Annotated in this window: 19 protein-coding genes and 1 tRNA gene; 18 read left to right on the forward strand and 2 right to left on the reverse strand. The window is 38.1% G+C overall.

The genetic code is table 11. From position 1 onward, the window contains the following. Positions 1 to 51 precede the first annotated feature (51 nt). Positions 52 to 618, reverse strand: coding sequence for a 1-acyl-sn-glycerol-3-phosphate acyltransferase (locus FTU55_RS01805; RefSeq protein WP_005177219.1), 567 nt, complete (start codon positions 616 to 618; stop codon positions 52 to 54). 753 nt (positions 619 to 1,371) lie between these two features. Between FTU55_RS01805 and FTU55_RS01810 the strand changes: the two genes are divergently transcribed. Continuing rightward, positions 1,372 to 1,448: transfer RNA gene (locus FTU55_RS01810), tRNA-Ile, on the forward strand. Positions 1,449 to 1,555: 107 nt separating this feature from the next. On the opposite strand, the gene FTU55_RS01815 is transcribed toward FTU55_RS01810, so the two are convergent. Next, complete coding sequence (locus tag FTU55_RS01815; protein WP_180045972.1) at positions 1,556 to 2,332, reverse strand: hypothetical protein; 777 nt, start codon at positions 2,330 to 2,332, stop codon at positions 1,556 to 1,558. A gap of 100 nt (positions 2,333 to 2,432) precedes the next feature. On the opposite strand from FTU55_RS01815, the gene FTU55_RS01820 reads away from it, so the two are divergent. From FTU55_RS01820 to brxC, 17 genes are all read left to right on the forward strand, one after another. Next, positions 2,433 to 2,672: a helix-turn-helix domain-containing protein gene (locus FTU55_RS01820; protein ID WP_019384228.1), complete on the forward strand. Its 240-nt coding sequence runs from the start codon at positions 2,433 to 2,435 to the stop codon at positions 2,670 to 2,672. A gap of 51 nt (positions 2,673 to 2,723) precedes the next feature. Further along, positions 2,724 to 3,176: a transporter gene (locus FTU55_RS01825; protein WP_180045974.1), complete on the forward strand. Its 453-nt coding sequence runs from the start codon at positions 2,724 to 2,726 to the stop codon at positions 3,174 to 3,176. Between the two features lie 4 nt (positions 3,177 to 3,180). Further along, positions 3,181 to 5,409 carry a hypothetical protein gene (locus FTU55_RS01830; RefSeq protein ID WP_257223320.1) on the forward strand — a complete coding sequence of 743 codons (2,229 nt, stop codon included), beginning with the start codon at positions 3,181 to 3,183 and terminating at the stop codon, positions 5,407 to 5,409. Then, entirely contained in the window at positions 5,343 to 7,895 is a 2,553-nt protein-coding gene (locus FTU55_RS01835) for a hypothetical protein (protein WP_180045976.1), read from the forward strand. The genes FTU55_RS01830 and FTU55_RS01835 overlap by 67 nt, the downstream gene beginning before the upstream one ends. Positions 7,896 to 9,324: 1,429 nt before the next feature. Next, positions 9,325 to 10,683: an NAD(P)-binding domain-containing protein gene (locus FTU55_RS01840; protein WP_005177227.1), complete on the forward strand. Its 1,359-nt coding sequence runs from the start codon at positions 9,325 to 9,327 to the stop codon at positions 10,681 to 10,683. Between the two features lie 72 nt (positions 10,684 to 10,755). After that, the gene (locus tag FTU55_RS15080) at positions 10,756 to 11,160 is read left to right on the forward strand and encodes an IS66 family insertion sequence element accessory protein TnpB (RefSeq protein WP_227523651.1); all 405 of its coding nucleotides are present in this window, start codon (positions 10,756 to 10,758) and stop codon (positions 11,158 to 11,160) included. Continuing rightward, entirely contained in the window at positions 11,157 to 11,492 is a 336-nt protein-coding gene (tnpB, locus tag FTU55_RS01850) for an IS66 family insertion sequence element accessory protein TnpB (RefSeq protein ID WP_180045977.1), read from the forward strand. Before FTU55_RS15080 ends, tnpB begins: the two co-directional genes overlap by 4 nt. A 74-nt stretch (positions 11,493 to 11,566) precedes the next feature. Next, positions 11,567 to 13,171 carry an IS66 family transposase gene (locus FTU55_RS01855; protein WP_180045979.1) on the forward strand — a complete coding sequence of 535 codons (1,605 nt, stop codon included), beginning with the start codon at positions 11,567 to 11,569 and terminating at the stop codon, positions 13,169 to 13,171. A 700-nt stretch (positions 13,172 to 13,871) separates the two neighbouring features. Beyond that, complete coding sequence (locus tag FTU55_RS01860; protein ID WP_180045981.1) at positions 13,872 to 15,506, forward strand: HNH endonuclease; 1,635 nt, start codon at positions 13,872 to 13,874, stop codon at positions 15,504 to 15,506. Positions 15,507 to 15,594: 88 nt separating this feature from the next. Further along, a complete protein-coding gene (locus tag FTU55_RS01865) occupies positions 15,595 to 16,179 on the forward strand; it encodes a bifunctional 2-polyprenyl-6-hydroxyphenol methylase/3-demethylubiquinol 3-O-methyltransferase UbiG (RefSeq protein ID WP_180045982.1) in 585 nt (194 codons plus the stop codon). Positions 16,180 to 16,323: 144 nt separating this feature from the next. Further along, on the forward strand, positions 16,324 to 16,902 hold the full coding sequence (locus FTU55_RS01870; protein WP_180045984.1) for a LexA family transcriptional regulator: 579 nt from the start codon (positions 16,324 to 16,326) through the stop codon (positions 16,900 to 16,902). Then, a complete protein-coding gene (locus tag FTU55_RS01875; protein ID WP_180045986.1) occupies positions 16,899 to 18,194 on the forward strand; it encodes a Y-family DNA polymerase in 1,296 nt (431 codons plus the stop codon). The genes FTU55_RS01870 and FTU55_RS01875 overlap by 4 nt, the downstream gene beginning before the upstream one ends. A 104-nt stretch (positions 18,195 to 18,298) precedes the next feature. Then, on the forward strand, positions 18,299 to 19,300 hold the full coding sequence (locus FTU55_RS01880; protein ID WP_218949078.1) for an HNH endonuclease domain-containing protein: 1,002 nt from the start codon (positions 18,299 to 18,301) through the stop codon (positions 19,298 to 19,300). Positions 19,301 to 19,418: 118 nt separating this feature from the next. Then, a complete protein-coding gene (locus FTU55_RS01885) occupies positions 19,419 to 20,306 on the forward strand; it encodes a WYL domain-containing protein (RefSeq protein WP_180045988.1) in 888 nt (295 codons plus the stop codon). Further along, positions 20,296 to 20,898 (forward strand): DUF1819 family protein, encoded by a 603-nt coding sequence (locus tag FTU55_RS01890; protein ID WP_180046026.1) that lies wholly within the window; start codon positions 20,296 to 20,298, stop codon positions 20,896 to 20,898. Before FTU55_RS01885 ends, FTU55_RS01890 begins: the two co-directional genes overlap by 11 nt. Before the next feature lie 21 nt (positions 20,899 to 20,919). After that, positions 20,920 to 21,495, forward strand: a complete 576-nt coding sequence (locus tag FTU55_RS01895) for a DUF1788 domain-containing protein (RefSeq protein WP_180045990.1) — start codon at positions 20,920 to 20,922, stop codon at positions 21,493 to 21,495. Positions 21,496 to 21,542: 47 nt separating this feature from the next. Beyond that, on the forward strand, positions 21,543 to 25,199 hold the full coding sequence (gene brxC / locus FTU55_RS01900; protein ID WP_180045992.1) for a BREX system P-loop protein BrxC: 3,657 nt from the start codon (positions 21,543 to 21,545) through the stop codon (positions 25,197 to 25,199). The last annotated feature ends 8 nt before the right edge of the window (positions 25,200 to 25,207 follow it).

Genomic DNA, 25,207 nt, shown 5'->3' on the forward strand with positions numbered 1-25,207 from the left:
TAAGCCCTTTTTCTGAAAAAAGGGCAGGGTTTTAAGTTTTAACTGAAAAATTTACGCTGTTTTCACGTCTGGAATAATAATATCCAATCCGGTGTTTTCTTTATAGAGCTGTTTGATCAGCGCGAGATCATGCGCCAGGTCGGTTGGATAAATTTTACCAAAAATCCCGCCTTGCTTGGTTTTAGAGTTGGCATACATCAGCACAATCGGCACATTGGCGGCTTTGGCAATATGCCAGAAACCGGTACGAATTGGCTTACGTGCTTCACCATTTTTGGCACGGGTCGCTTCAGGAGCAATCACCAGATTGAATTTTTCATTGCGCTGGAACAGCTCCACCATTTGTCCCACGATGTCCTGATTGGCTTTACGATCAACCGCAATACCGCCCACGGCTTCAAGTACCGGTTTAAGTGGACCTTTGAATAATTCTTTCTTGATTAAGGTATGAATTTTCATGTCGAAAATTTGGAAGATGGCCAGTGATAGCACTGCATCGAGCATCGAGGTATGCTCAAAACCAATAATGACCTGTTTATCTTCCAGAATATCAGGTTCGACGTTATAGCTCCATCCGGCAACTTTAAATGCAGCTTCGCCAATAAATTTTTTTAACATGGGTACAGAGTAAAACAAACGAAAGCGCATAATTTGTGCTTGTTCGGCTTTAGAGTCAAGGGTTAATTTGTGCAACTGTGCAGAAAAAATAAAGACCTGTTTAGCCGCAGAATATAATCTAACAACTTATTGTTTTTAGATATAAATTAAAAGTTATTAAGACTTAAAATAAATGAGTATATAGAAAATTACTATTAAAAAAGTGAAAAAAAAGCTATTCAGCAGATAATTTAAGCATTAGACTTTTGTCGTAGATAGGTCGTAGTTCAGGCCAATGTCCAACTTTAGGCTTAACCTCAACAGGAATAGCAAAATGACATATTTGACCGCACTAATTGTTGCTTCGCTCATTTTAATGGTGATTGTGCTTTGGTCTATTGCTGAACTTGTGTTCGAATCGCGCAAAGAAAAGTCACTGAACTCAAAAAGAGTTTAAAATTTCAGCAATACGAATACTTTATAAGTTTTTGTACTCACGATATAAAGTTATTTCAAAAAAGTATAATTTTTTATTGATTTATTGCTTTTTTATCTTAAAAAAAATAAATTTCGAATTTACCTCTCATGATATGAGCGCAGTTTCAGTGCAATGCTTGATGAGACGATGTTGTGCAATTTCCTGCTAATTTTTGAGCTTCTGGTTAACTGTTGTCTTACTGTACAAGCGATTTTGAAAGGGCTTGTATTTTAAAAAAATCTTCGATAGTATTCATGGCGCCTGAACTTGTTGATATATAACAATTTCGGTGAAAAGGGCCTATAGCTCAGTTGGTTAGAGCAGCGGACTCATAATCCGTTGGTCGACAGTTCAAGTCTGTCTGGGCCCACCATATAAAACAACCACTTAGGTGTACTAATCCTAAGTGGTTTTTTTGTTTTTAGATTCTGGTAAGCAAATGGTAAGCAGATAAAATCAACTTAAACAAACAGTTTCTTTCTATAGTTCTACTAGGTTTTGATCTGTGCTTGGAATGAAGTCTTGAAGTTTGGGGTGAACACGGAAATCTGCTTCAGCTTTTGTAGATATCTCTTTAACTTCACTAGACCAGTTTTCCTTTCTGTATTCTCGCCAATTTAATTTAATTTTGAGTGGACGACTATATCCTTTTAATTCCATAAGGAAGATCTGATCACATAATTCATCAAATAAAAAGACATGTGAACGATGGAAGTGAGGATTTCTTTTTAGTAATAACTCTAATGAATTTATGAGAAGTGAACAGCAATCATTAGAAAGAGCAGTACTATTAATTGTTACTCCCCAGTGATGCAATAAATACAATGTACATAGGCTGTCGAGTGAGCCATAGCTTGCTATATGTTCTAAGCGACTCTTATCAAAATCTTTAATACGTCGATTGGATGAAATGAACTCTACGATATAGTGAGGTAGAGTAGTTAATTCTAATAATATAAGATCTTCATCAAATATTTGATATTTCAAAATTTTCCACAGGGGATGGTTGATAATTTGAGATGAACCAATACATTTAGATTCAACATTATTTATCTGGTATTTTTGTGGTGTGGATAATCCCCATTTATACTTTGTAAATAAGTTCTGTACCTTGTAATCTTTTTGGTATCCATAAAAAAATTTCTCCATATCATAATCATTTTTATATCTACCAAAGCTTACTAACTGATTATAAAAAAAGTCATACCAACTTATTGTTTTTGCAAAATCTAACCTAGTTCTTCGCGGGCGGCCCATGTATCACTCTGACTGACTAAAGTACAACTTATCTTAACTGAAAATTTAGCAAGAAAAACATATTTTTGCAAAGTATTATTCCAAATTGATTTGTGGTGTTATGACTCTAAATCAACAAGGACACAAAAAAATGTCATTTAAGCATAAACATAAGCCGATTACAGATGATCGGCTTTTATTGACCACTAGAGAGACAGCTAGGCTTTTAGGGTATGCAGAACAGACTTTACGTAAGTGGGCTTTATATGAAAATGGCCCAATTAATCCTATTAGACATGGACGTACTCTTCGTTGGAGTAAGGCGGAAGTCTACAAATTTGCTTGCTTAAAAGAAGACTGATTTTGAAGATGGTATGGACTAATTGCTCATACCTATTTACTAGGTTTCAACATGCAAAAAAAATCATTTGAAGTTCTGATCAAACTCAGAGCACTTTTGATATTAGATTTACCAGACTTTATTCGAGGTTTTATCTTGAATCTTAAAAACAAGCTGGATGCTTACATCAAAAGAACTCTTAACACGGGGGCGAAATCGAATAAAGCCGTTGATGAATTTGAGGTCCTAAAATGGTTAATCCATAAAATTCCTCTAGATCTGCAACAGGTCGACAAGCACAAACAGAAACATGTCCATGCTGTGCTGTTTACCTGTTTTTTTACTCAATTATCCGAAGCCTTAGGTCTGCGGTTATCACAGCATATGCGATCGGATCCAAATCTGCAGCGTCATGTTCAATTGAGTGCCAGCACCTATAAAAAATACTTCAAGTTGCATAAAGACTTGAACCTCAAGTTAGAGCAAAACCAAATTTTCAATTTTTACCCTAAAAAATTATGGTGATTTTATGAGTCAAAATGATAAATCGTCAGAGTTAGACGAAGAAACCAAATTATTGGAAGAATGGGTCAATCAGTCCCTGAGCGAAAAAAAACAAATTTTGAATCAGCTCCTTGCGCAAGATCAGCAGGCACAGGAACTGTATGCTGCTGCTCACAAAATACATGTGGTGATTAAAAATAATCGGATAGTGACACAACAGAAATTATTAGCAGGCTTAACGCAATGGACTAAAAGTGCATCTATAGGACAACTAAGCGACCAACAAAAAGCAGCATTCATCTATTCCTATCTTTTGACTGCAGTCTTGTGCGAAATGCTGAAGGGAATCATCTTGTTAGAGCCTCAGATTACAAGGGATGAAAAGGGTGAAAAAAAGGTTATTCTAAATAATTGTAAAAACAACAATAAAATCAATACAGTATCTTATAATTTAAAACTTCTTTTGCAAAAGCAGTTATCGAATACTGAGAAAAATAAACTGTTGTATAAAAAAGTTACACGAAAACTCCAAGCTATGGATGAATTTGATGCCAACGAGTTAAAAATTCTTTTAGAGCGTAAAACAATAAAAAATGATTTTGAACAGCTTAATCTTGGCCGCTATATTCAACAATTTATTATTGTTTTCAACGAGATTGCCAATAGTAGATTAAATTCAACAGTAATTAATGTTCAGGCTTTAATTAACGATATTAAAAAGGGCATGACCTATAAATCTGATTCAGGCACATCATCGTTGGATGTAGAGAATGAGGATACTGGACAAGATACAGACGTCAATATTTCTGATCCTGAACAGGATGAGATCGCCAAGCGGGTGAAGGGGAGTTTCTCTGACGACAAACAGAAACAGCTTGAAAAGCAAGCTAAGCGAATTCAGCGACGTGACTTAGCCTGTAAAACTAATCCGCTTTATCTGAAACCCAGTTTATTAACTGAGGTATATCAGCGATTGCACGAGTGTTATCAAGAAAATACGAGAAATGATGCATATCAATCGGCTCTAGCTGTGTGTGGTCTGATGTGTCTCTTGACCGGTCTGAGTCCAACGGTCTTTCAAAAGATCAAGTATTTGATTGGTATTGGTAGAATTAAAAAAAAATCAGTCAAAAAAGTCATCCATTATTATTGGGTGATCGATCCTAAGTTGAATGCCAATCATTCCGGTGCCATGCAAGATAAAGCACAGCGTTATAATCGGGCCTTAACTCTAGAATGGCGCATACCAGCACCCTGGATCACCAGTTTAGAGGCTTTAGAGGAACCTGAATTTTGTGTGATTGAGTACAATAATTTTTTGCGGGAAGTCTTTAAAGAGCATCAGATTGGTGAAATCACCTGCGGGATGTTAGAGCGACAAATCTACTTCCATCTGGATATGGAGACTGGTGATAACCTAGTCGCACACTTGTTGGCTAATCGAGATACTCATCATATCGTGCAATGGAACTATGAAGGGCGTCAGATCGATCAAATCGACCAGCATTTTCAAGACTATATTAATGTTCTATTAGACCGTAGAAAAGGTGATCCATGGATTGAGAATGAACACCCTGGCCATATTTTTCATCGTGAGGAACGTATTGGTAGTCAGCGATGCTGGACTGTAGAGGCCGCGAGTGAATTTTTTAATCAGCTTTATCATTTTGTCAAAAACACATTAGCCAATACTCAAGCGAATCTGATCGAGAAGCTGAATGCTTACAGCATTTGGATGTGGCATCTTTCCTTAATCTGCCTGACGGTACGTCCAATAGTCGGCATGCCGGGGTTACTCAAACATTACGATCCTAAGGCACAACTGCTTTATGTGCATGATAAAAAAACTGATTCACGAAAAGTAGGACGTCCTGTTCCTGTTACAGGCTACTGGCAGGATCATTTCAATGCATATCGAAAATATCTGACGCAAACCATCGAGACACTCGGGATAACTAGTTTTAAAGTGAAATTGGAAAATGATGGTTTTATGCTCTATGTCATATCACATCCTCGGATCAAGTCCCAAAAAGGTCAGGTGAATCTTGCGGAAGTCGTGGAGCATTTGGAGTTACAGCCCATGTCTGCTGATTTTGTCACGAATTACCTTAAAGAGACCGTGCAGATTTATAAAAACTGGCCAAGGCATTTCACTAAAAATCATCTCGCCTTGAGTGGTGACATTATATGGCGGAGGAGGGGGACTCTAGAAAAGGACGTGAGGATCAGCCATTTACACAGCTTAATCACGTGAAGCTATTTTTAAAAGGCTTGGAAAAGACCGGTTTTGCCATTTTTAAGCATATGGATTATGTCTTGTGGCAAGAGATTCCTAATCTGGATGTGTTAAGTGCCAGTGTACTGAACAATCAGATCATCACTTCGCCTTTAATCTATGAGCAGTATACACAGCTCTATGATCAACCCGATAACTGGAAAACCATTCAGACCAGAATTAGAAACCTTGGCAAAAATAACCAATTTTTAGAATTGGAGATGCCTACAGTTACAGTCAAAACATTTCATGATCGACGAACCGGTCAACGTCATGAGCTGAAATCCTGGCTTTTATCTTTTCATCAGGAAATCAAACCCAAACAGCTTGCGGATCAACTCCAAGAAAAAATACATAAATCTGAGGACTATAAATCTGCGTATGAGGCTGAAAATGGCGAGTACCTGGATTATGTAGTGGCTATTGCACATTTACGTGTGTGTCAGTGGTTAAAAAACGAATTTGCTTATCAGGAGGGGAAAGCAGCGATTAAAGTCTCAACAATCAAGCGTTACTATAGTAGTTTTGTGCTTGACCTACTTTGTTATGTTCTAGAACAGCAGATCAATCTAGATACAGCCACTGAAGAGCAGTTTGAGGAAATGTATCGCACGATTGTTGAAGAAAAACTGCTGAATGATCAGAAAAATCATAAAACGACCGCCCAAACCAACAACAATAAAAAATACAATACCTCGGGTTATGCCTTTGATCGGCTGAAAGCCTTTCACCAATACTTAGTCAAGAATCATCGTGCACCGATTGTGCAATATTTATATGAACGTCAAAGTGACGGTTTATTTTTAAAAACCAGACTCATTAGTCCGCAGATGTTTCAATTGATGATACGGATTCTTAGAGAATACCCAGAAGCTTTGGGTCTGACTGAGCAGGATGCAACCTGTCTAGAATGGGTCTATACATTGGCATTTAGACTGGGCTTGCGTATTGATGAAGCTGCCGGGATCTGTATCGATGATTTTGTATCTCCGCAGTTACGAAAACATCCTGACAATCGACAGCTCTATTATGTGTTTGAATCCGCTTTAGATCAGCAGAAAGACGATCGATCTGACCATAAAATGAGAAAAACAATGGGTGATACTGATGATCTCACCCTTAGGATTCGTCTAAATTCTGAGCGTGATCTGAAAAGTGATAATGCCACGCGTCAGTTTGATTTAGCTTATTTTTTAGCACCGGACGAGTTCACAGGATTTTGTCGCTTTTATCAAAACCAGTTACCTGGCTCTAAAGCGACTGCAGCAGTCTGCAATAGAAAAATCAAACAGCTCTTTATGCTGGGTGAACAACCTTTATCCAGTACAAATTTATCAAAAATTACCCAGTTGCTGTTTAATACTGTATTAGGGACAAACGATCATCAATATACCTTTCACGCTTTCAGGCATAGTACCGCTTCACATTTGGCTATCCTTTTAAAAGGCAGCATAGCACTGGTACGTTGTTTTACTGACTATGATTCCGAGTTTGGGCGTAAGCTTAAAAAGCACATTTTACCCAATATGAAGGATGCTTCATCGCGTAGTGCCCAAGCCTGGTCTCGACTTGCGCATCTGATGGGGCATGAAGACATTCGGATCACTGCAAGACATTATCTGCATCATCTGAATATCCTGATTGCTGACATGTTTTATCAAGCAAACCGTGAATATTCACCTCAATTGATCAAGGCATTATTAGGCGATAGTCAGTTGATGCATCGCGATTTCAAGGTTGAATTTCAGTCGAATGAAAGAGATATTTTAAAATTGATCAAGAAGATTCATTCACACACAGAAAATAATTCTCAAACTGTTGCATTAAAGAGCAAGAAAAAGCAGAAGCAGCCTCAACAACAGGAAGTGTTTTTATACCGTGAAACGTTTTTAGAGGAATGCCGGAAGTGGCGGGAAAAAAAAGAAAAAGCAACGATCGATCCTGAAGTATTGAAGTTCATTCAATCGATCAGCCAGCCGTTTTCTCTCTATACAAATCACGTCAAAAATGATGCTAATCATGAGGATCTTATCGGTTTTACTTGGAGTAAAATGGTGACATGGTCTACTCTCTATCAGATTGAGCAACCTTTTAACTTAAATGAAAATGTAAACCAGAAAGATCTTAAACATTTTTTTGATTGTTTAGAAAATAAAATTTCACTTGAAAAAGATCGTCCTATTTTGAACTTTAAGGCATCATCTAAAAATGACTTGATTGACTATCAAAGATTCTTAGATTTTATCAATAAAATTTATTCAAAAGATTCACCTAATTTTGAATCGGATAAATATGATCCGAGTGAATTTAATAATGTAAAAATCGGAGAAGTGAAAATAAAAAAATATAAAATATGGAATAAAAAAGATAATAATTTTATTCAAAAGATGCTGTTGCAAAGCGTCTTTTACAAGATGAAAGAGTGCCGAGAGTATCAAAAAAGAGTGCTCAAGGGTTCTATCTGAGGTTGAGCATATGAACGGAAATTTATCAAAAAAAATACATTGAAAACATATGGATATTGTTTTTAACTTTGCAAATTGGTTTTTTGTTAGTATTTCTTTGCAGATAATCTGGTTTTTTGTGTTCAAAAATAGGGAAGTTTAGGGGGGTGATTTCACCCCCATTATTAGCTTTTTTGAGTGGTTTTAGACAGAAATGCAAATCTTTTTGAGAAATTTTTTAATATTTAATCTTTGTTAAAGTTAATAGAGGTATCTCGAAATTATTGTTCCTTTAAAAAAAGTATTTTATTGGTTTTAATGTGATCAATTGGATTAAGTGTTAATTTATAGTAAATGGAGTTTTTATGGTTGTGAAAATCTGTTTTAGGAGTTGATTTTAATTGATTGAAAATTTTGGTATTTTTAAAAGGATGATTCTTGCTTTTAATTTATTTAGTAGGATGCTGTTTAAAACCTAAGTGCTGTGGTTACATAAAGAATAGAAAGATGGAATTACTCTAAAAATATAAATTAGAGACATAACTCTTTCAATAATTTGATGCAACCCAACTTGGTTTCCATCAGACTTTTGCGATGATCACCTGACTACTTTTTCCAGAATGTTCTTCCTAGAAGTTTGAATGTTTTTAAGAATTCATTTACTTATAAAGATCTCTATTTTTTATCTTTCCATGATTCTATGTTTTTTTAGCAGAGTACAAGTATGTGCCAGTCGATCTAAAATGACTTGTCTGTAGCATTTCGTATCATAGACTCCCCATCGGTATACAAGAGTTGTCAAATGGTGTGATGCAATTGAAATAGTAATCTCAGCGTTAAATAATTTAACAGATTTAGAAATCCCATTAATTGAAAAATGGAGGCGAACTAAATGAAGGATACGTATATGGAGGCAGATCATTGTATTCAAGAAGCTTTGCAAGGGAGTATTGTCCACTTAAACGATAATTTATATTTTCAAAGGGCTTTGTTGCATAAATATGTAAGCATCTGATTTAAATAAATTTAATTTTGGATCAAAAAATAATCAAAACTTCTAAAATCATATAGTTATGAAATCTTTGTGCAACAAAGCCGCTGGTTTTTATACTGTTGCACTTGCCGCTTGAATCCGCCAATATTAATGGAATGACTTTAAATTCACTTTTATAACTAAGCAAAGCCACAATTAATCAGAAATTATGATAAGATCAGCTTTCTTAAAAAATGTGTTTTTTATAAAGATGAATTGCTTAGGTAATTTTTACTGTCTTTAGCACATTTTATTATTTTTTCTTTTTTTTAATTCACATCCTATTTTGAACAGATTTTTAATCGCTCAATTTAGGATTGTATTTGCTTATCTTTATAATGCTTATATTTCAAATCCTAAATTGTGACACTCAAAATTGGAGAGGTAATTAAGAACTCAAAACTAATGGAGATAGCAATGGATCGAATTGCAATTATTGGTGCTGGCCCAAGTGGCATGGCCCAATTAAGAGCGTTTCAGTCAGCAAAGGCCAAAGGTCTACAAGTTCCTGAAATTGTATGTTTCGAAAAACAAAATGATTGGGGCGGGCTATGGAACTATACTTGGCGCACTGGTATAGATGAACATGGGGAACCTGTCCACGGCAGTATGTACCGCTATTTATGGTCAAATGGCCCCAAAGAAGCGCTAGAATTTGCCGATTATACTTTTGATGAACATTTCAAAAAACCAATCGCTTCATATCCGCCACGTGCAGTACTGTGGGATTACATCAAAGGCCGTGCAGAAAAAGCACAGGTCAAAGATTTAGTCCGTTTCAATAGTGCCGTTCAGCATATTGCCTATGATGAAACAACGCAAAAATTCACGGTAGATGTCGAAGATTATGCACAACAACAGCACTATTCAGAACAATTTGATTATGTTGTCGTTGCATCTGGACACTTCTCTACCCCACGTGTTCCTGTTTATGAAGGCTTTGATCAATTCCATGGTCGCATTTTGCACGCACACGACTTCCGTGATGCGCTGGAATTTAAAGGTAAGTCTGTGTTATTGGTTGGCAGCAGCTACTCTGCCGAAGACATTGGTTCACAATGTTATAAATACGGTGCTAAGCAAATTTACAGTTGCTATCGCAGTAAAGCCATGGGTTTTAAATGGCCTAAAAACTGGTCTGAAAAGCCACAATTACTGCGTGTAGATGAAAATACTGCTTATTTTGGTGATGGAACATCTGCCAAAATTGATGCCATTATTTTATGCACAGGCTATTTGCACCACTTCCCATTTATTGAAGATAACCTACGCCTCAGAACACATAACTGCCTTTATCCGCAGGGTTTATATCAGGGTGTGGTGTGGGAAAAGAATCCTCGCTTGTTCTACTTGGGCATGCAAGATCAATGGTACACCTTCAATATGTTCGATGCGCAAGCATGGTTTGTCCGTGATGTGATTTTGGGCAAAATTACTTTACCAAGCACGGCAGAAATGCAGAGCCATACGCAGACCTTACATGAAAAAGAGCAGCGCCTATTGAACGATGAACAATCTGCCCGCTTCCAAGGCGATTACATCAAACGCCTGATTGCGCAGACGGACTATCCATCATTCAATATTGATGCAGTGCATGATATTTTCATGCAATGGAAAAAGCATAAAAAAGAAAACATTATGGGCTTTAGAGATAAAGTCTATCGCTCAGTAATGACTGGAAAAATGGCTAAGCCACATCACACGCCATGGTTATATGCGCTAGATGATTCTTTAGAAAGCTATTTGGAAGATGAAGCGCAGCGTGAAGCGATGTAAGGCTTAATCACAAAAAGCCACACAATACGCAGCAAAATAGCCAACAAGCCCCATAAGTTATGGTCATGGGGTTTGTTGTTTGGACTGCCACCACTCTCCGAGACAAATAAGGCCGTACAGCCTTTACGACGTAACAACCCTGATGAACATGAACCTCTCGAAGCAAAGAAAGAAATCCTTTGCCTTAAAGCACCGAACGTTTCAATTGCTTCGGTCGCTTTGCAACATGGATTGAATACAAATCTTGTATCCAAATGGATTCGCTTAATTGATGGTAAGCCAGGGAATGATCGCTCACCACTACCGAATAAACCTGCATTTATTGCCTTATCTTGCTCTGCACCATTAGATCCTACTCCTACTGACATGTTAACGGTTCAAATTACTTTACCCCACTCAAAAGCAGAAATTGGCTTGAAATGGCAAGTATCAGAAATATCTGCTTTAGCAGAATTACTCAAGGCACTTGCAACATGATCCGCATTGATGAAATCTGGCTCTCTACCCAGCCGATGGACATGCGTGCGGGTATGGATACTGCCATGGCTCAGGTGCTGAGAGCCTTTGGCTCGATCAAACCGCATTGCGCCTACCTGTTCTGTAATAAGCGTGGCCATCGCATGAAAGTGCTGGTGCATGATGGATTGGGCATCTGGCTGTGTGCCCGGCGGCTGGAACAGGGAAAATTCCACTGGGCTAAAGTTCACCAGGGTGAAAACGTAGCTCTCAGTCCAGAACAGTTACAGGCATTAATCCAGGGTTTGCCTTGGCAGCGCATTGGACGACAGCAAGTGGTCACGATGCTCTAAACCAAGCTCGGCTATTCTGCTATTCTCCAAACGTTCTATTTCCTCTGCGTCATGACCTCAGGCATACTGCGGTCATGAAAATGCTGCCTGACTTAAGCCAACTGACCCATGAACAACTGCTGGAATTTACCCGGCAGTTGGCGATGCAGCATCAGTCTCTGGCACAATCAAATCAAGAATTAGAAAAATCAAACCAGCAATTGGATGCCAAAGTTCAGCATCTTTCTATTCTCAATCAAAAATACGAGCATGAACTGGCGCTGTTTAAAAAGCATAAATTCGGCAGTAAAAACGAACATCTCACCGCAAAACAAATCCATCTATGGGATGAGGCGGTCGAAGAAGATATCGCAGCCGTTGATCTGGAATTAGAACGATTAAATGCAGATAAAACCGATGCAGCGACACACAAAGCCACAGTCAACAAACCTAAACGTCGACTGCTGCCAGATCATTTACACACCATCCGTATTGAGCATGAACCTGCATCAACCCAATGCAGTTGTGGCTGCCAGTTACGTCGTATCGGCGAAGATATCAGTGAAAAACTGCATTTCAGACCGGCACAGTTCTACAAGGAACAGCATATCCGTGGCAAATGGGTCTGTGATCAGTGTGACACCCTGACTCAGCAAGCGATGCCTGCCTATGTGATTGATAAAGGCATTGCTTCACCTGAACTGCTTAGCCATGTGCTGGTATCGAAGTATGCCGATCATTTACCGCTGTACCGTCAACGTCTGATCTATCAGCGGGCGGGAATCGAGCTTTCTAGATCAACGTTATCTGACTGGATAGGTCGCTGCGGTGTAGAACTGGAACCTCTGGCCAATGCCTTAAAAGAGGTGGTACTACAACAGCAGGTGCTGCATGCAGATGAAACACCGGTCACCATCATGCGGATGGGTGAGAATGATAAAAAACCGAAGAAAGGTTATGTCTGGGCCTATGCCACTACACAGTACAATCCAGTTCAGGCGGTGATCTATGACTTTCAGGATAGTCGTTCAGGCCAGCATGCTGCAGAGTTCTTGAAAGGCTGGCAGGGTTATCTAGTCTGTGATGATTACAGTGGTTATAAAGCACGCTTTAAATCAGGCCAGGTCATTGAGGTGGGCTGCATGGCCCATGCACGTCGTAAATTCCATGAACTGCATGTGACCGGGAAAAGTCAGGTCGCTGAACAGGCATTAGTGCTGATTCAGAAACTGTATGCGATAGAAGCAGAACTCAGGAAAAAGACCGATAGTACAGCAGAACAGCGCCGCGAATACCGGCAACAGCATAGTCAACCGGTGATGCAACAACTGTATGAATGGCTCAACCAACATCATCTGACGGTGCCATCGAGTTCTCCCACCGCCAAGGCGATCAATTACACTCTGAAGCGTTGGCCAGCTTTAAGCCGCTATTTGGATGATGGCAATCTACCGATTTGCAATAATTGGGTAGAGAATCAAATGCGACCTTGGGCCTTAGGGCGCAAGAACTGGCTGTTTGCTGGCTCGCTGCGCAGTGGACAGCGAGCGGCAAATATCATGACTTTAATCCAGTCAGCAAAGCTGAATGGCTTGGATCCGTATGCCTATTTAAGTGATGTGCTGAAAAGGCTGCCGACGCATAAAGCGACCCAAATAGAAGAATTACTACCACATCGCTGGAAATCCAACTCAAATTAAAAAATAGGCATGGGGTTCAGCGGACGCTTACATTTGAACAAGTACAATGGCATAGAATCTCTTGATTCTGCTATCTTGAACGCATTAAATAATATTGCCGATAAGTATCGGGTAAAAGCTATCTTGAGCTATAAATTTTACATCGTGTGAGATTTATTAAACTTTTGCTCAATCTTCTATTAAGAAGAAAAATTTGATTTTTTAATGAGGAAATAGCTTTTGTTTCATAAAATACAAATATATGTTTATTTATTGAGCATTGCTGTTTGACCAATGCCGCTTATATTCATAATATGAATGTGTTACAGCAAAATCTGTAACCAGGCGTGGAAACCTGAACTTACTACAGAAGCACTTAACCGCTTATGCGGTTTTTTGCACTTTATGCTTAGTCTATTGTCATGGTGGGCCAGGCAGGGCAGTTTTTGACTGGCCGTCTTCTGTAGTACGGTATTTCCACCCCTGCTTGGCTTGCCTCCATCTCGTGGAAAGGATGGAAGTAAGTTTTTAATTTACGACTACAGGAACAAGCATGAATACGATCTATCTTAGCCCTCCATTTTCTCAGGCAATCTCAATACTCTTGTTGAGTGCTACAAGTCTATAGCTCAAACCATACATAATATTGAATTAAACCTACTTTCTTTTAAATCTCGTTATCACGCGAGATGTAGGAAAGTATTGCCTAGAGAAAATACAAATGGCACATACCAAGCTATTAACTAATATTATCCAAAGAAAGGTAATGCTGGTTGAAGAAATGTCTCAATCAAATCAGCGTTATAATTTTGAGATATCTCTTACTGATTTTGCAGAACATCCAATCATTGATAGATTATATAAAGCTGATAATCAGCGATCTACTGAGTGTTGGAGTGTTGAAGAAATTCATGGGTTTATAGACGATTGTTTAATGGATCGTAATGTAAATCTTTCTATCTTGTATTGGAAAGATACCAATGAAAATCTCTATGTGATTGACGGTGGGCACCGGCTCTCAATTATCTATGCTTGGGTTAAAAGATATTTTGCTGATGAACAAGTAGAAGATGCGCCTATTTTTACAAATGCACAGAAAAAAGATATCCGCCTAATTCGGAACAATCTTGGTGATTTAGCTGACTTTCAGAAAGTCTGTGAAGATCCAGTGTTAAAAGATAAATTAAAAGATACAAAATTAAGCTTTAGACAAGTTGTAGGTACACCTGAACAAGCTCGTAAAGTATTTCGTTCAATTAACTCGGATACAAAGCGGTTAGATAAGTACGAAGAATTCCATTTGCAGAATAGAGGCAGTGATGCTTTTTATGCAACTTATGCATGCTGTTATATTAATGACAACCGATCGAATTTGGCAGAACTGCAATATGAGCGGATCAACCAGATTATAGAGTTGGGGGAAGAAATCCATGATCACTTGTTCCATACGATTCTACTAGATGCAGATTTGACTCATGGTAGAAAAATAGGCCTGGTAAGTGAATTGCTTAACATTATTGCTGGTGACGCTTCCCAAAACATATACAGTAATGATCAAGGGAGAAGAGTCGAAGAATTAATGCATGAATTGTGGGCTGTTTTATGTCGAATTTCTACACCCACTAAAAGTATAGGAATTCCAAGTTTAGGTTTGCATCCTCGTTTATATTTTTACAAAGATCAAAACTTTCAGATCACTTCATTCTTAGCTTGGTTTGCAATTGTATTTGAAATTGACAAGGGGTTAATGGAGATTGAAGGCAAGAAAGTAAATTATAAAAACTTTATTCGAGTACGCCGTAGTGTTGAGTTTTTACTTTCTAACTTTCCTGTAGCTACTGCTGAAACCGTTGGTAAATATGGTAGTGGCATCAAAGGATATGAGCGGTTACAAACGGTGTATAAAGCATTTATCTGTATCAGCTTGACTATGGAATTAGATTTTGATGATGAAAAAAGGTTAAACACTTTTATTTTATCGATGTGTAAGTCTTTTAAATACATCAATTTCAATGAGTTCTACTTAGAAAGGTTTGTAGGATCTTATGATGAGGAGGTTATTCATAAAGTAGTGGGCTATGTGGAATCACTTAGCCCTGGCAAAAAGAATAAACCGAAAGCATTTTCTTCTTTAACAAAAAAGTTGTTAAGAGATGAATTTGAAGCCCGGAACCATAATCATTGTGAGATTTGTGATGGTTTGATTTATGTGAATTCAACAGAAGCAGATCATCGTATTGCCTTGTCAAAGGGAGGGCATGGAATAATTGAAAACGGCGTTCTTGTTCATCCAATATGTAATAGGATTAAATCAGACCGTAGTCTTGCAGAGGTTAGAGCAGATTTATTTGATTAGTTCATAGATTCGTAAGGGAGCATAGGCTCCCTTCATTTTTATTTTTTTAGTACACTTGGTTCGAAGTATTAGCCTAAGCATATAAGTAATGGAAACTATTGATTATTATAATAACCAGGCAGAGCATTTCATTGCAGCCACTCTAAGTGTTGATATGGAAACTTTATATCAACCTTTTCTAAATAATTTACCAAATAATGCTCACATTTTAGATTTAGGATGTGGTTCTGGTCGTGATACTTTAGCTTTTATAAGGAAAGGGTATAACGTTGATGCTATCGACTATTCAGAAGCATTGGTGAATAAGGCCTCAGAACTTACAGGTATAAATGTTCGCCATCAAAGCTTCTACGAATTAGATGATATTGATCAATATGATGGCGTTTGGGCGTGTGCATCTTTGCTGCATTGTGATCGAGATAAATTGCTTGATGTATTGGTTAGAATTCATCGTGCACTACGCCGTACAGGCATTTGTTATATGTCTTTTAAATACGGCACAACTGACAGAGTACAAGACGGCAGAACATTTACCGATTTAGATGAAGAACAAGCTAGAGAACTGTTAGATCAGTTGGATGGGGTTGAGGTATTAAAACAATGGATTACGCTAGATAAGCGTCCTGATCGTAAAGAAGAATGGCTTAATCTTCTTTGGAAAAAGGTAATTTAAGACCATTCATCGGAAATACAGGAATAAAAGCTGTATGATCCAAGGTATCAGCCAATATGCATCGGACTAGCTCTTGAACTAAAGATATCGATCAGCCTAGAATCTTGAATATTGTTACATTTTTCAAGATTAAATAGGGATTGTATGTCATTCGTGAGCGAGTCAAAACAACATGGTGGACGTCGAGAAGGGGCAGGACGTAAACCAAAACCCGATCAAGCCACTAAAGTCATTCGTGTGCCTGAAGCACGTATTGCTGATATTAAAGCATTTTTAAAAGCAAAACCAAAAGAACACGAAATTCAAAATATTCGCCAATTAGATCCAGTCACGCATGTTGAAATTCTATTGGCCACAGAACGTGTACAAGCGGGTTTTCCATCACCAGCGCAAGACTATATTGATAAAAAACTCGATCTGAATGAACACCTCATTAAGAATGAAACAGCAACCTTTATTGTACGTGTGAATTCTCAATCCATGCTCAATGTCGGAATTGATATTAATGATGAGCTGATTGTAGATCGAAGTATTGAAGCCAAGCATCGGGATATTGTTATTGCGCTCGTTGATAATGAATTTACGGTAAAACGTCTAATCATGGATGCAATGGGTTGCTGGCTTAAAGCAGAGAATGCAGATTATCCTGATATTCACCCTTTAGAAGGGCAGCAATTTGAAATTTGGGGCGTGGTCACTAAACTGATTAAGAACTTTAAATGAGCCGAGAAGAAATCTACGCGCTCGTTGATGTCAATAATTGCTATGTTTCTTGTGAGCGTTTATTTAATCCAAAACTGAATCAGCGACCTGTCATTGTGTTATCGAATAATGATGGCTGTGCTGTGGCGCGTTCTCAAGAAGCCAAAGACTTAGGCATTAAGATGGGTGTGCCATTGTTTCAGATCAAAGACATTGTGGAACAGCATCAAGTCCAAGTACTGTCGAGTAACTATGCTCTCTATGCGGAAATGTCTCATCGCTTTCATACCATCTTAGGTCAATATGTCGCACCTGATGAACAAGAAATCTATTCCATTGATGAGTCATTTTTAAGGCTCACCGCTTATGCCAAGCGTTATGACTTGAATGAATATGCACAACACATGCGGACACGCATCCTACGGTGGATTGGTTTGCCTGTATGTGTGGGTATTGGTAGAACTAAAACTGAAGCAAAGCTTGCTAACTATATGGCTAAAAAGGCTAAACGATTTAATGGAGTCTGTAATCTGGCGCAGATGGATCCCAAACATCGCGACTACTTTTGGAGCTTGATCGATGCGAGTGAGGTCTGGGGTGTAGGACGTCAGCACAGCCAAAAACTCAAGCAATATGGTATCAATACAGTATTAGACTTGGCACAGTGCAATCCACATCGTTTAGGAAAAGCTTTTTCCGTGGTGATGCAACGTACCGTGATGGAATTACAAGGGCAGTCATGTATGGAGTTCGAGCATGCACCAGAGCCACGCAAGCAAATTGTCGCAAGTCGATCTTTTGGTGAAAAAATTACAGCACTAGAGGATTTAAAAGAAGCTTTAGCCAAGTATGTGCAATATGCGGTAAAACGACTTAGATCAGAACAAGCACTTTGTGGCACGATGATTGTCTTTGTACAGTCTAATCCTTTTAATCGACATGCACCGTACTATGGCAAGAGTTTGTCCATTGATCTTGATGAGCCAACTGATAGTGTAACCATGCTTGTACGTACAGCACTTCAACTCCTAGAAAGTGTCTATAAGCAAGATGTCATCTATAAAAAATGTGGTGTCATTCTGACGGATATGTTGGATAAGCAGCATTATATTCCTGCATTATTTGCCGACCATGAGCGTATCCGAAACAATGAAAATTTGATGCAAGCCTATGAACAGATTCAGCAACGCTTTGGCAAGACCAAGATCGCCGTAGGAAGCTGTTATTTGCCGAATCGTAAATGGTCAGGTAAGCGAGAAAGTCTAAGTCGTAATTACTTTAGTTGGGATGGGATGTTGACGATTGATCGTTAATGACTTTTTGATCAATGAGTTAGACGGAAATATTTAAATAAAGTAATCTCATTAATATTAAGAGAAGAGTTAAAAGTCATACAGGATTGTGAGCAGTGATAAGAATGGATTTACCGAATGCACAACAACAACTTAAATTTTTAAAAAACATTCAGCTCATCTTACAATCAGGAAGTTTTAGTAGCACCTATAAATTTGCTTTACTCATTAGCCTTAGCCGATTGGCTATTGAAAAAGGTGAAGATACAGGCACATGTTTGACACTTGAATATACAGATATCGCTGAGAAGTTTGTTGAACTGTACTGGAAGCAGGCTGTACCGTATGTATTTAACGATGAAGGACAACTCATCTTAAATCAAAACAACGGTAAGCAAGCAGCGATTGTAAATCGAATTATTGAACTTCGGCAAAATTACTCATCTCTTGGGCTTTTAAGGCGGGATTCATTAGTATGGTTGAAGTTAGTTAAAGACGTCGCCCGTACAGTAAAAGATATGCCAGTCCGTTACTTACAAAACATCACTGGTCAAAATTTTGAGTTTTTATATCAGCTCGATCAGTGCGGCAAGCAACTCATTCTTCTGCCTCAAGTCATGTTTTGCTTACGACAATTCAGCGAGATCATTGAAGAACTATGTCAGAAACGTTGGATTGACTACATTAGGAAGAACAGTAGCAATGCACCAATCTTGAATAAATTACCGAATCTTGAACAATTCATGTTTGAGCCAAATCGAAATCAATTGAATGCGGTAGCAAATGTATTAGTTGAACTGCAAGACTGTAAATGCTTCTACTGTAATAAGCCGATGCGAAAAGGCAATTATGCAGTCGATCATTTTATTCCATGGTCTATGTATCCATCAGATACAGGTCATAATTTTGTTTTGGCTGATTCAAGCTGTAATTCTAAGAAAAGTAATCTACTCGCATCTGATGAGTTTTTGCATAAGTGGCAAGAACGTAATGAAGAACAGGATTTGATCATTGTGGAACGAATCTCTGTACTTGGATTTCTAACAGATAAAGAACGTTCGCATAAGGTGGCTGATTGGGCTTATGCGCAGGGGCGTGAAAATGGATATGCTGTTTGGAATCTGTAATTTTGACTTTTTATTTTATTTAAATATCTGAAAATATTTAAAACTTTAGTGTAAGGAAACTTTACTGTATATTTTTTATCGTATAAATTAAGCGTAGGATGTTTCTAGAGCTTTTCTCATGGTAGAGAAAAAAAGTGAAGTGCTTGGACGCTTGAAAGCGATTGAATTGCTCGCCTATTGGGAAGGGCGACTTGTTACTAATCGCTTAATCCAGTGGTTTGGTATTAGTCGGCAACAGGCTTCTCTAGATATAAAAACCTATAACACGATTTATAATAAAAATGCTTTAGTACATAACCCATCTGTTAAATCATATATTCCACAATCTAGTTTTCAGCCTGTACTCACGCAAGGAAATTTGAATGAGTATTTGGATCTAATCAGCAGTTTCGATAAAGACTCATTTGCTTATATTTTACAGCCTGAAGATTATGTACTTGCCATTCAATTGCCAGAACGAGCAGTAAAACCAGAAATTGTACGTGTACTGATGCAAGCGATTAAGCATCACCATTGCCTTAAAATTATTTATGCGTCAATGCAGAATCCAGTCTGGCATGAGCGTTTAATCACACCACATAGTTTGATCTATTCAGGATTTAGATGGCATGTAAGAGCTTATTGCTATCAGCATGCAGACTTTAGAGATTTTATCATTTCCCGTATTCATAGAACGCCTACTGTTTTGGAAGAAGATCTGATCAATACAGTCGAGCGAGATACGTTATGGCAAGAGGAAATACAATTTTCTTTAACAGCGAATCCCAGACTAGATTCAGCACAACAATTATTAATCGAATCAGACTTCAATATGCCTGAAGGCGAGCTACCGATTACGGTTAAAAAAGCATTACTACCTTATACCTTACAGCGGTTTCAGGTTGCTCTAAATGAATCTGAAGAGGGAGATGCACTACGTTATCCAATCGTTGTGAAAGCAATGGATCGGAAAAAGCTGAAACCTTATCTATTTATCGAAACAGTTGATGGATGTAATCGTGACTGAGTTTCATTATGAAAATGACCTAAGTGGTGGGTCGTTGATGGTTAGAGAAAGTCGAGCTATTGCGGATCTGCTATTGCAGGGAGCAGATGTTGGGCAATGGGAACACCAACTTTACATTGAAAATATTTTGCAGAAGCGATCTCCAGCATCAATTAAACGTAATGTTTCTACGATTCGTAAACGACTCGAACGTCTGAATCCTGATTTTTGGCAGTTATTGCGTGATGGTGATGATGAATTAGCGAAACAAATAGCGCTGTGTGGCGTGTTAGAGCGTAATCCTTTGCTCGTTGAGTTTATGGAAACGGTCATGAAGGATGCTTATGTTGCACGCTCATTGCAATTAGAAAACTACTATTGGACAGATTTTTTAAATGAACGTGCACAGCGAGATCGCAATATTGCAACTTGGAAAGATTCAAGTAAGAAAAAAATGGGGCAAGTTGCTTTTCGAATTTTGACAGAAGCGGGTTATATCAAAAGTGCACAGTCACTTGAATTACAGCACGTTATGTTGCGCCCAGAAATAATTCAACTTTTAGAACTTAATAATAAACAACGTATTAAAGCATGCATGCAAATGACTTCTTAATGAAGCATGTAGGGGGTGGCTATGAGCCAAGCAGTAGAAGATCGTTTAAATCAGATTCCTGAAAAAATTCTGTCGCAAGAATTTTTAAAGAGCCAAGGCTTAGGTAATGAAATTGGTTTTTGGATTTTTGATTACGATGCGGCAGATGAGTTAAAGGTACGCGCATACATTGATTTGCTCACTGAGAGTTTTTCAAAAAAGCATACGCACGTCAAAGTACTGCACCTAAATTTGCTTCAGGTGTTAAGAGATTATTTGGCAGATTATGATGTCTTGGAAGATAGTTTCGATAGTCAAAAAAGAAATGGTGATGATTCTTTATTATACGATTTAAAAGAATTATTACATGTCGATGAATTTGGTCCATACCTCGTGCAGCAGTACTTTAATGATGAATTCGACATTATTTTTATGTCACGAATTGGTTCTGTTTGGCCCATGCTGAGAGCCCATAACCTACTGAATAAATTACATGCCTTACTAGGACATAAGCCATTGGTGCTGTTCTATCCAGGTGAATACGACGGTCAAATGATGCAGCTCTTTGGCAAAATTCCAAGTGATAGCTATTACAGGGCATTCAAATTAGTACCTTAAAAAAATTGGTAGAAACAAGATAAAAATATTTCGGGGGATGAAACAGAATGAATGTAAAACAATTATTTTATAAACCATTAGATCGTGCCATCAATGGTGTTGTCAAAGCAGATCAAAATGATGATGTCACGGTTTATCAAGAGCTTGATGAATATGTAGTGACAAAAGAGTTAGAAAAACATTTTCGTGACTTTTTTCAGTCCTATGGTACAGATTTATCGGATCCATCGATTGCCAACAGAGTAGGTGTGTGGATCTCAGGTTTCTTTGGCTCAGGTAAGTCTCACTTCTTAAAAACCTTGTCTTATATATTGGCAAACAAAGTTGCGCGAGATGCAGCAGGTAATGAACGAACTGCGGCAGAATTTTTTGATGAAAATAAAATCCATGATGCCTTTATTCGTGCTGATATTGATAAAGCAGTCAGTCATAAGACCGATGTCATTTTATTCAATATTGACAGTAAATCAGATCCAAATGATAGCGATAAAATTCTAAACGTCTTTTTACGTGTATTTAATGAGTATCAAGGGTTTAGTGCAGGTTATCCCCATATTGCCCATTTAGAGCGACACTTAGACCAAATCGGGCTTTACGAGAAGTTTAAACAATCATTCCAGAATGCTTGTGGGAGCGAGTGGGAGAAAAAAAGAAAAGTTTATCGTTTTTCTCAAAGATATATAGAACAAGCATTGTCTGAGACCTTAGGTATTTCAACTGAAGAAGCGAATAAATGGTTTGAAGAGTCTCAGAAGAACTTTAGTGTTTCGATTGAAAGCTTCTGTCAGTGGGTCAAAGAATACTTAGATGCGAAAGGACCTCAGCATCGTATTGTATTTTTAGTTGATGAAGTTGGGCAATTTATTGGTAACGATACGCAGCTCATGCTTCGTCTACAAACGATCACTGAAAACTTAGGCACGATTTGTAAAGGACGTGCATGGATTATCGTGACATCGCAAGCCGATATGGATGCTGTGTTGGGTGAGATGTCTTCGTCTAAGGCGAATGACTTTTCTAAGATTACAGGACGTTTTAAAACACGGTTGTCTTTATCAAGTTCGAATACCGACGAAGTCATTCAAAAGCGTTTATTACGTAAAACTCCTGAAGCTGAACAAGTATTGCATGAGGTCTTTGCACAAAAGGGTGATATTTTAAAAAACCAACTGAGTTTTGATCGTTCTGGACCCACCTTAAAGAATTTTGATGGGCCTCAGAGTTTTGTTGATAACTATCCATTTGTGCCGTATCACTTTCAATTGGTACAAAAAGTCTTTGAACAGATTCGTAAGGTTGGGGCAACAGGTGCACACTTGGCTTACGGTGAGCGCTCGATGTTGGATGCGTTCCAAATGGCAGCCAATGCGGTTGCCACAGAAGAAATTGGCGTGTTAGTCCCGTTCCATTGTTTTTATCGTGCCGTGGAAGGTTTTCTTGATCCTGCCGTAAAACGAACCATTGATAACGCGACATCCAATCCATCATTAGATCAGTTTGATATTGAAATCTTACGTACACTGTTTTTAATTCGTTATGTCGAATTAATTAAAGGAACATTAGACAACTTAGTGACTTTATCGATTGAGAAAATTGATGAAGATAAGTTGGTCTTACGTCAGCGTATTGAAGCGAGCTTACAGCGTTTAGAAAAAGAAAGTTTGATTACGCGTAATGGCGATGAATTCTTATTTTTAACCAATGAAGAACGTGATATCACCAAAAAAATCAAAGCAACGGATTTGTCGAGTTCAGAGGAAAATCAAGAACTGGCAAAAATGTTATTTAAAGAGTTGTTGAGAGATAACAATAAATTCCGTTATTCAAAAAATAAAGTAGATTATAACTTAGGTCGTTATTTAGATGGCTATTGCTTAGATAGTCGTGCTGAAAATGCCTTAAAAGTTGAAATTATTTCGCCGTTGGATGTGAATTATAAGCTGTACACCGATGCCAAATGTATCACTTACAGTGCTGAAGGAGCAGGTCAAGTCCTGTTTAAGTTAGGGGATGATCTACAGTTCTTTAATGAGTTACGGACAAGTTTACGCACAGAAAAATATAACAAAATTAACAATGACGGTTCACAACCTGATATTGCCAAAATTTTGTCAGAACGTATGCGTGAAAACAATGAACGTAAAAAACGTTTACGTGCACGTCTAGAGCAAATGTTGCTCGAAGCTGATTGTTATGTACTTGGACGTTTACAACAGCTGAAGAGTACAGGAGTTGCAGCACGCGTAGATGAAGCATGTGCATATTTACTTGAAAATACCTATACCAAATTGGATTACTTGCAAAACTATCAAGAAAATCCATTGCGGGAATTAAAAGCGGTATTAAGCAGTGATGATATTGCTCAGATTAGTTTGAAATTAGATGGCAGTCAGCCGAATGCCAAAGCAGTGCAAGAAATTGAGCAATATATTTCCTTGCGTGCTACAGGGACACCTCGAATCTATGTTTATGAAATTTTAGATCACTTCATGAAGTTGCCATTTGGTTGGCCAGAAAATGAAATCTTACTGATTTTGGCGCAAATCGCTGTATCGGGTCGGATTACGTTTGAACAAGGCACTGGAACATCAATGCCAAACAAAGACGTATTTGAGGCATTAACCAATAGTAGACGTCTTCGAGAAATTTCTGTCAGTAAAAAACAACAGGTTGACGATCGCATCTTAAAACAAGCTCGCGAATTGGCAAAAGATCTCTTTACCAATCTAGGGCCTGCGACTGAAAAAGATTTATATCAGTTTTATCTTGAACACTTTGGTAATTGGTTAAGTCAGTTAAAGCAATACAAGAGCAAAACGGATTTAGGTACATATCCAGGTAAGAAAACCATTGAAGACTCGATTTTAAGTCTTGAGCGCTTACTGAAAGCCAAAGATAGTTTCCAGTTCTTTAAAGACTTAATCCAAGATGAAGATCTTTATTTGGATTTAGAAGCGAACTATCGTGATTTGCATGAGTTTTATAGTAATCAAATTCATGTATGGCAACAGTTACAACAGGCTTTACTCAAGTTTGAAAAGAACAAAAGCTATTTGGCACAAGATCAAGCTGCCCACCATGCGATGACGCAGTTGTATGAAATTTCTAAATCAGATACACCGTATAGCAGACTCAATCAGGTCAGTGGCTTGATTGGTCAAGTTGATGCGGTGAATGAGCGTATTTTACAAGATAAGCGCAGTGAAGCCATCAGCTCGATTGATCTTAAAATTGCCCAGTTGAGTCATACTATTCAAGACAGTGGTATTGCGACTTCAGAACTGAGCAATCGTTTACTGCGTCCTTTGCAACAGTTGAAGCAAGAGATTGAAAGTGAAAGTAGCGTTGGCAATATCTATGCGTTGCAATCACAACGTGCAGGCGTGTTATTGGATGAAGCTGTTGCAGAACTTGAAGTCGAAGTGATTGCTGAAAAACGCCGTCGTGAGCAAGCGAAAGTGACACCTAATCCAGAGCCTCAACCTCAAGGTGGTGATGGTGATGTCATTGTGAAGCCAGTTGTGCCATCAAAAGTTGAAGTAAAAGTAAAGCCTGTAGTGGAACTGAATGTTGGAAGTGTTTATGAAAAAGTCTCGAAAAATATCTATTTAGAAACTGAAGAAGATGTGACGCGATTTATTCAAGCTTTAGAGCAAGCATTAAAAGCACATGTTAGTGCAGAAAAACGCATTCGCTTACGTTGAGCCTGACT

It is taken from the genome of Acinetobacter sp. YH12117, assembly GCF_013418865.1.
In the GTDB taxonomy this organism is placed as follows: domain Bacteria; phylum Pseudomonadota; class Gammaproteobacteria; order Pseudomonadales; family Moraxellaceae; genus Acinetobacter; species Acinetobacter indicus.

What these genes read in the sequence shown, in the direction of transcription:
- FTU55_RS01895 (WP_180045990.1), top strand. Translation starts at nt 20,920, where the DNA reads ATGAGCCAAGCAGTAGAAGATCGTTTAAATCAGATTCCTGAAAAAATT.
- FTU55_RS01860 (WP_180045981.1), top strand. Translation starts at nt 13,872, where the DNA reads ATGGCACATACCAAGCTATTAACTAATATTATCCAAAGAAAGGTAATG.
- FTU55_RS01875 (WP_180045986.1), top strand. Translation starts at nt 16,899, where the DNA reads ATGAGCCGAGAAGAAATCTACGCGCTCGTTGATGTCAATAATTGCTAT.
- FTU55_RS01885 (WP_180045988.1), top strand. Translation starts at nt 19,419, where the DNA reads ATGGTAGAGAAAAAAAGTGAAGTGCTTGGACGCTTGAAAGCGATTGAA.
- FTU55_RS01865 (WP_180045982.1), top strand. Translation starts at nt 15,595, where the DNA reads ATGGAAACTATTGATTATTATAATAACCAGGCAGAGCATTTCATTGCA.
- FTU55_RS01840 (WP_005177227.1), top strand. Translation starts at nt 9,325, where the DNA reads ATGGATCGAATTGCAATTATTGGTGCTGGCCCAAGTGGCATGGCCCAA.
- FTU55_RS01830 (WP_257223320.1), top strand. Translation starts at nt 3,181, where the DNA reads ATGAGTCAAAATGATAAATCGTCAGAGTTAGACGAAGAAACCAAATTA.
- FTU55_RS01880 (WP_218949078.1), top strand. Translation starts at nt 18,299, where the DNA reads ATGGATTTACCGAATGCACAACAACAACTTAAATTTTTAAAAAACATT.
- FTU55_RS01855 (WP_180045979.1), top strand. Translation starts at nt 11,567, where the DNA reads ATGAAAATGCTGCCTGACTTAAGCCAACTGACCCATGAACAACTGCTG.
- tnpB (WP_180045977.1), top strand. Translation starts at nt 11,157, where the DNA reads ATGATCCGCATTGATGAAATCTGGCTCTCTACCCAGCCGATGGACATG.
- FTU55_RS01825 (WP_180045974.1), top strand. Translation starts at nt 2,724, where the DNA reads ATGCAAAAAAAATCATTTGAAGTTCTGATCAAACTCAGAGCACTTTTG.
- FTU55_RS01805 (WP_005177219.1), bottom strand. Translation starts at nt 618, where the DNA reads ATGTTAAAAAAATTTATTGGCGAAGCTGCATTTAAAGTTGCCGGATGG.
- FTU55_RS01870 (WP_180045984.1), top strand. Translation starts at nt 16,324, where the DNA reads ATGTCATTCGTGAGCGAGTCAAAACAACATGGTGGACGTCGAGAAGGG.
- FTU55_RS01835 (WP_180045976.1), top strand. Translation starts at nt 5,343, where the DNA reads ATGGCGGAGGAGGGGGACTCTAGAAAAGGACGTGAGGATCAGCCATTT.
- brxC (WP_180045992.1), top strand. Translation starts at nt 21,543, where the DNA reads ATGAATGTAAAACAATTATTTTATAAACCATTAGATCGTGCCATCAAT.
- FTU55_RS01815 (WP_180045972.1), bottom strand. Translation starts at nt 2,332, where the DNA reads ATGGGCCGCCCGCGAAGAACTAGGTTAGATTTTGCAAAAACAATAAGT.
- FTU55_RS01820 (WP_019384228.1), top strand. Translation starts at nt 2,433, where the DNA reads ATGACTCTAAATCAACAAGGACACAAAAAAATGTCATTTAAGCATAAA.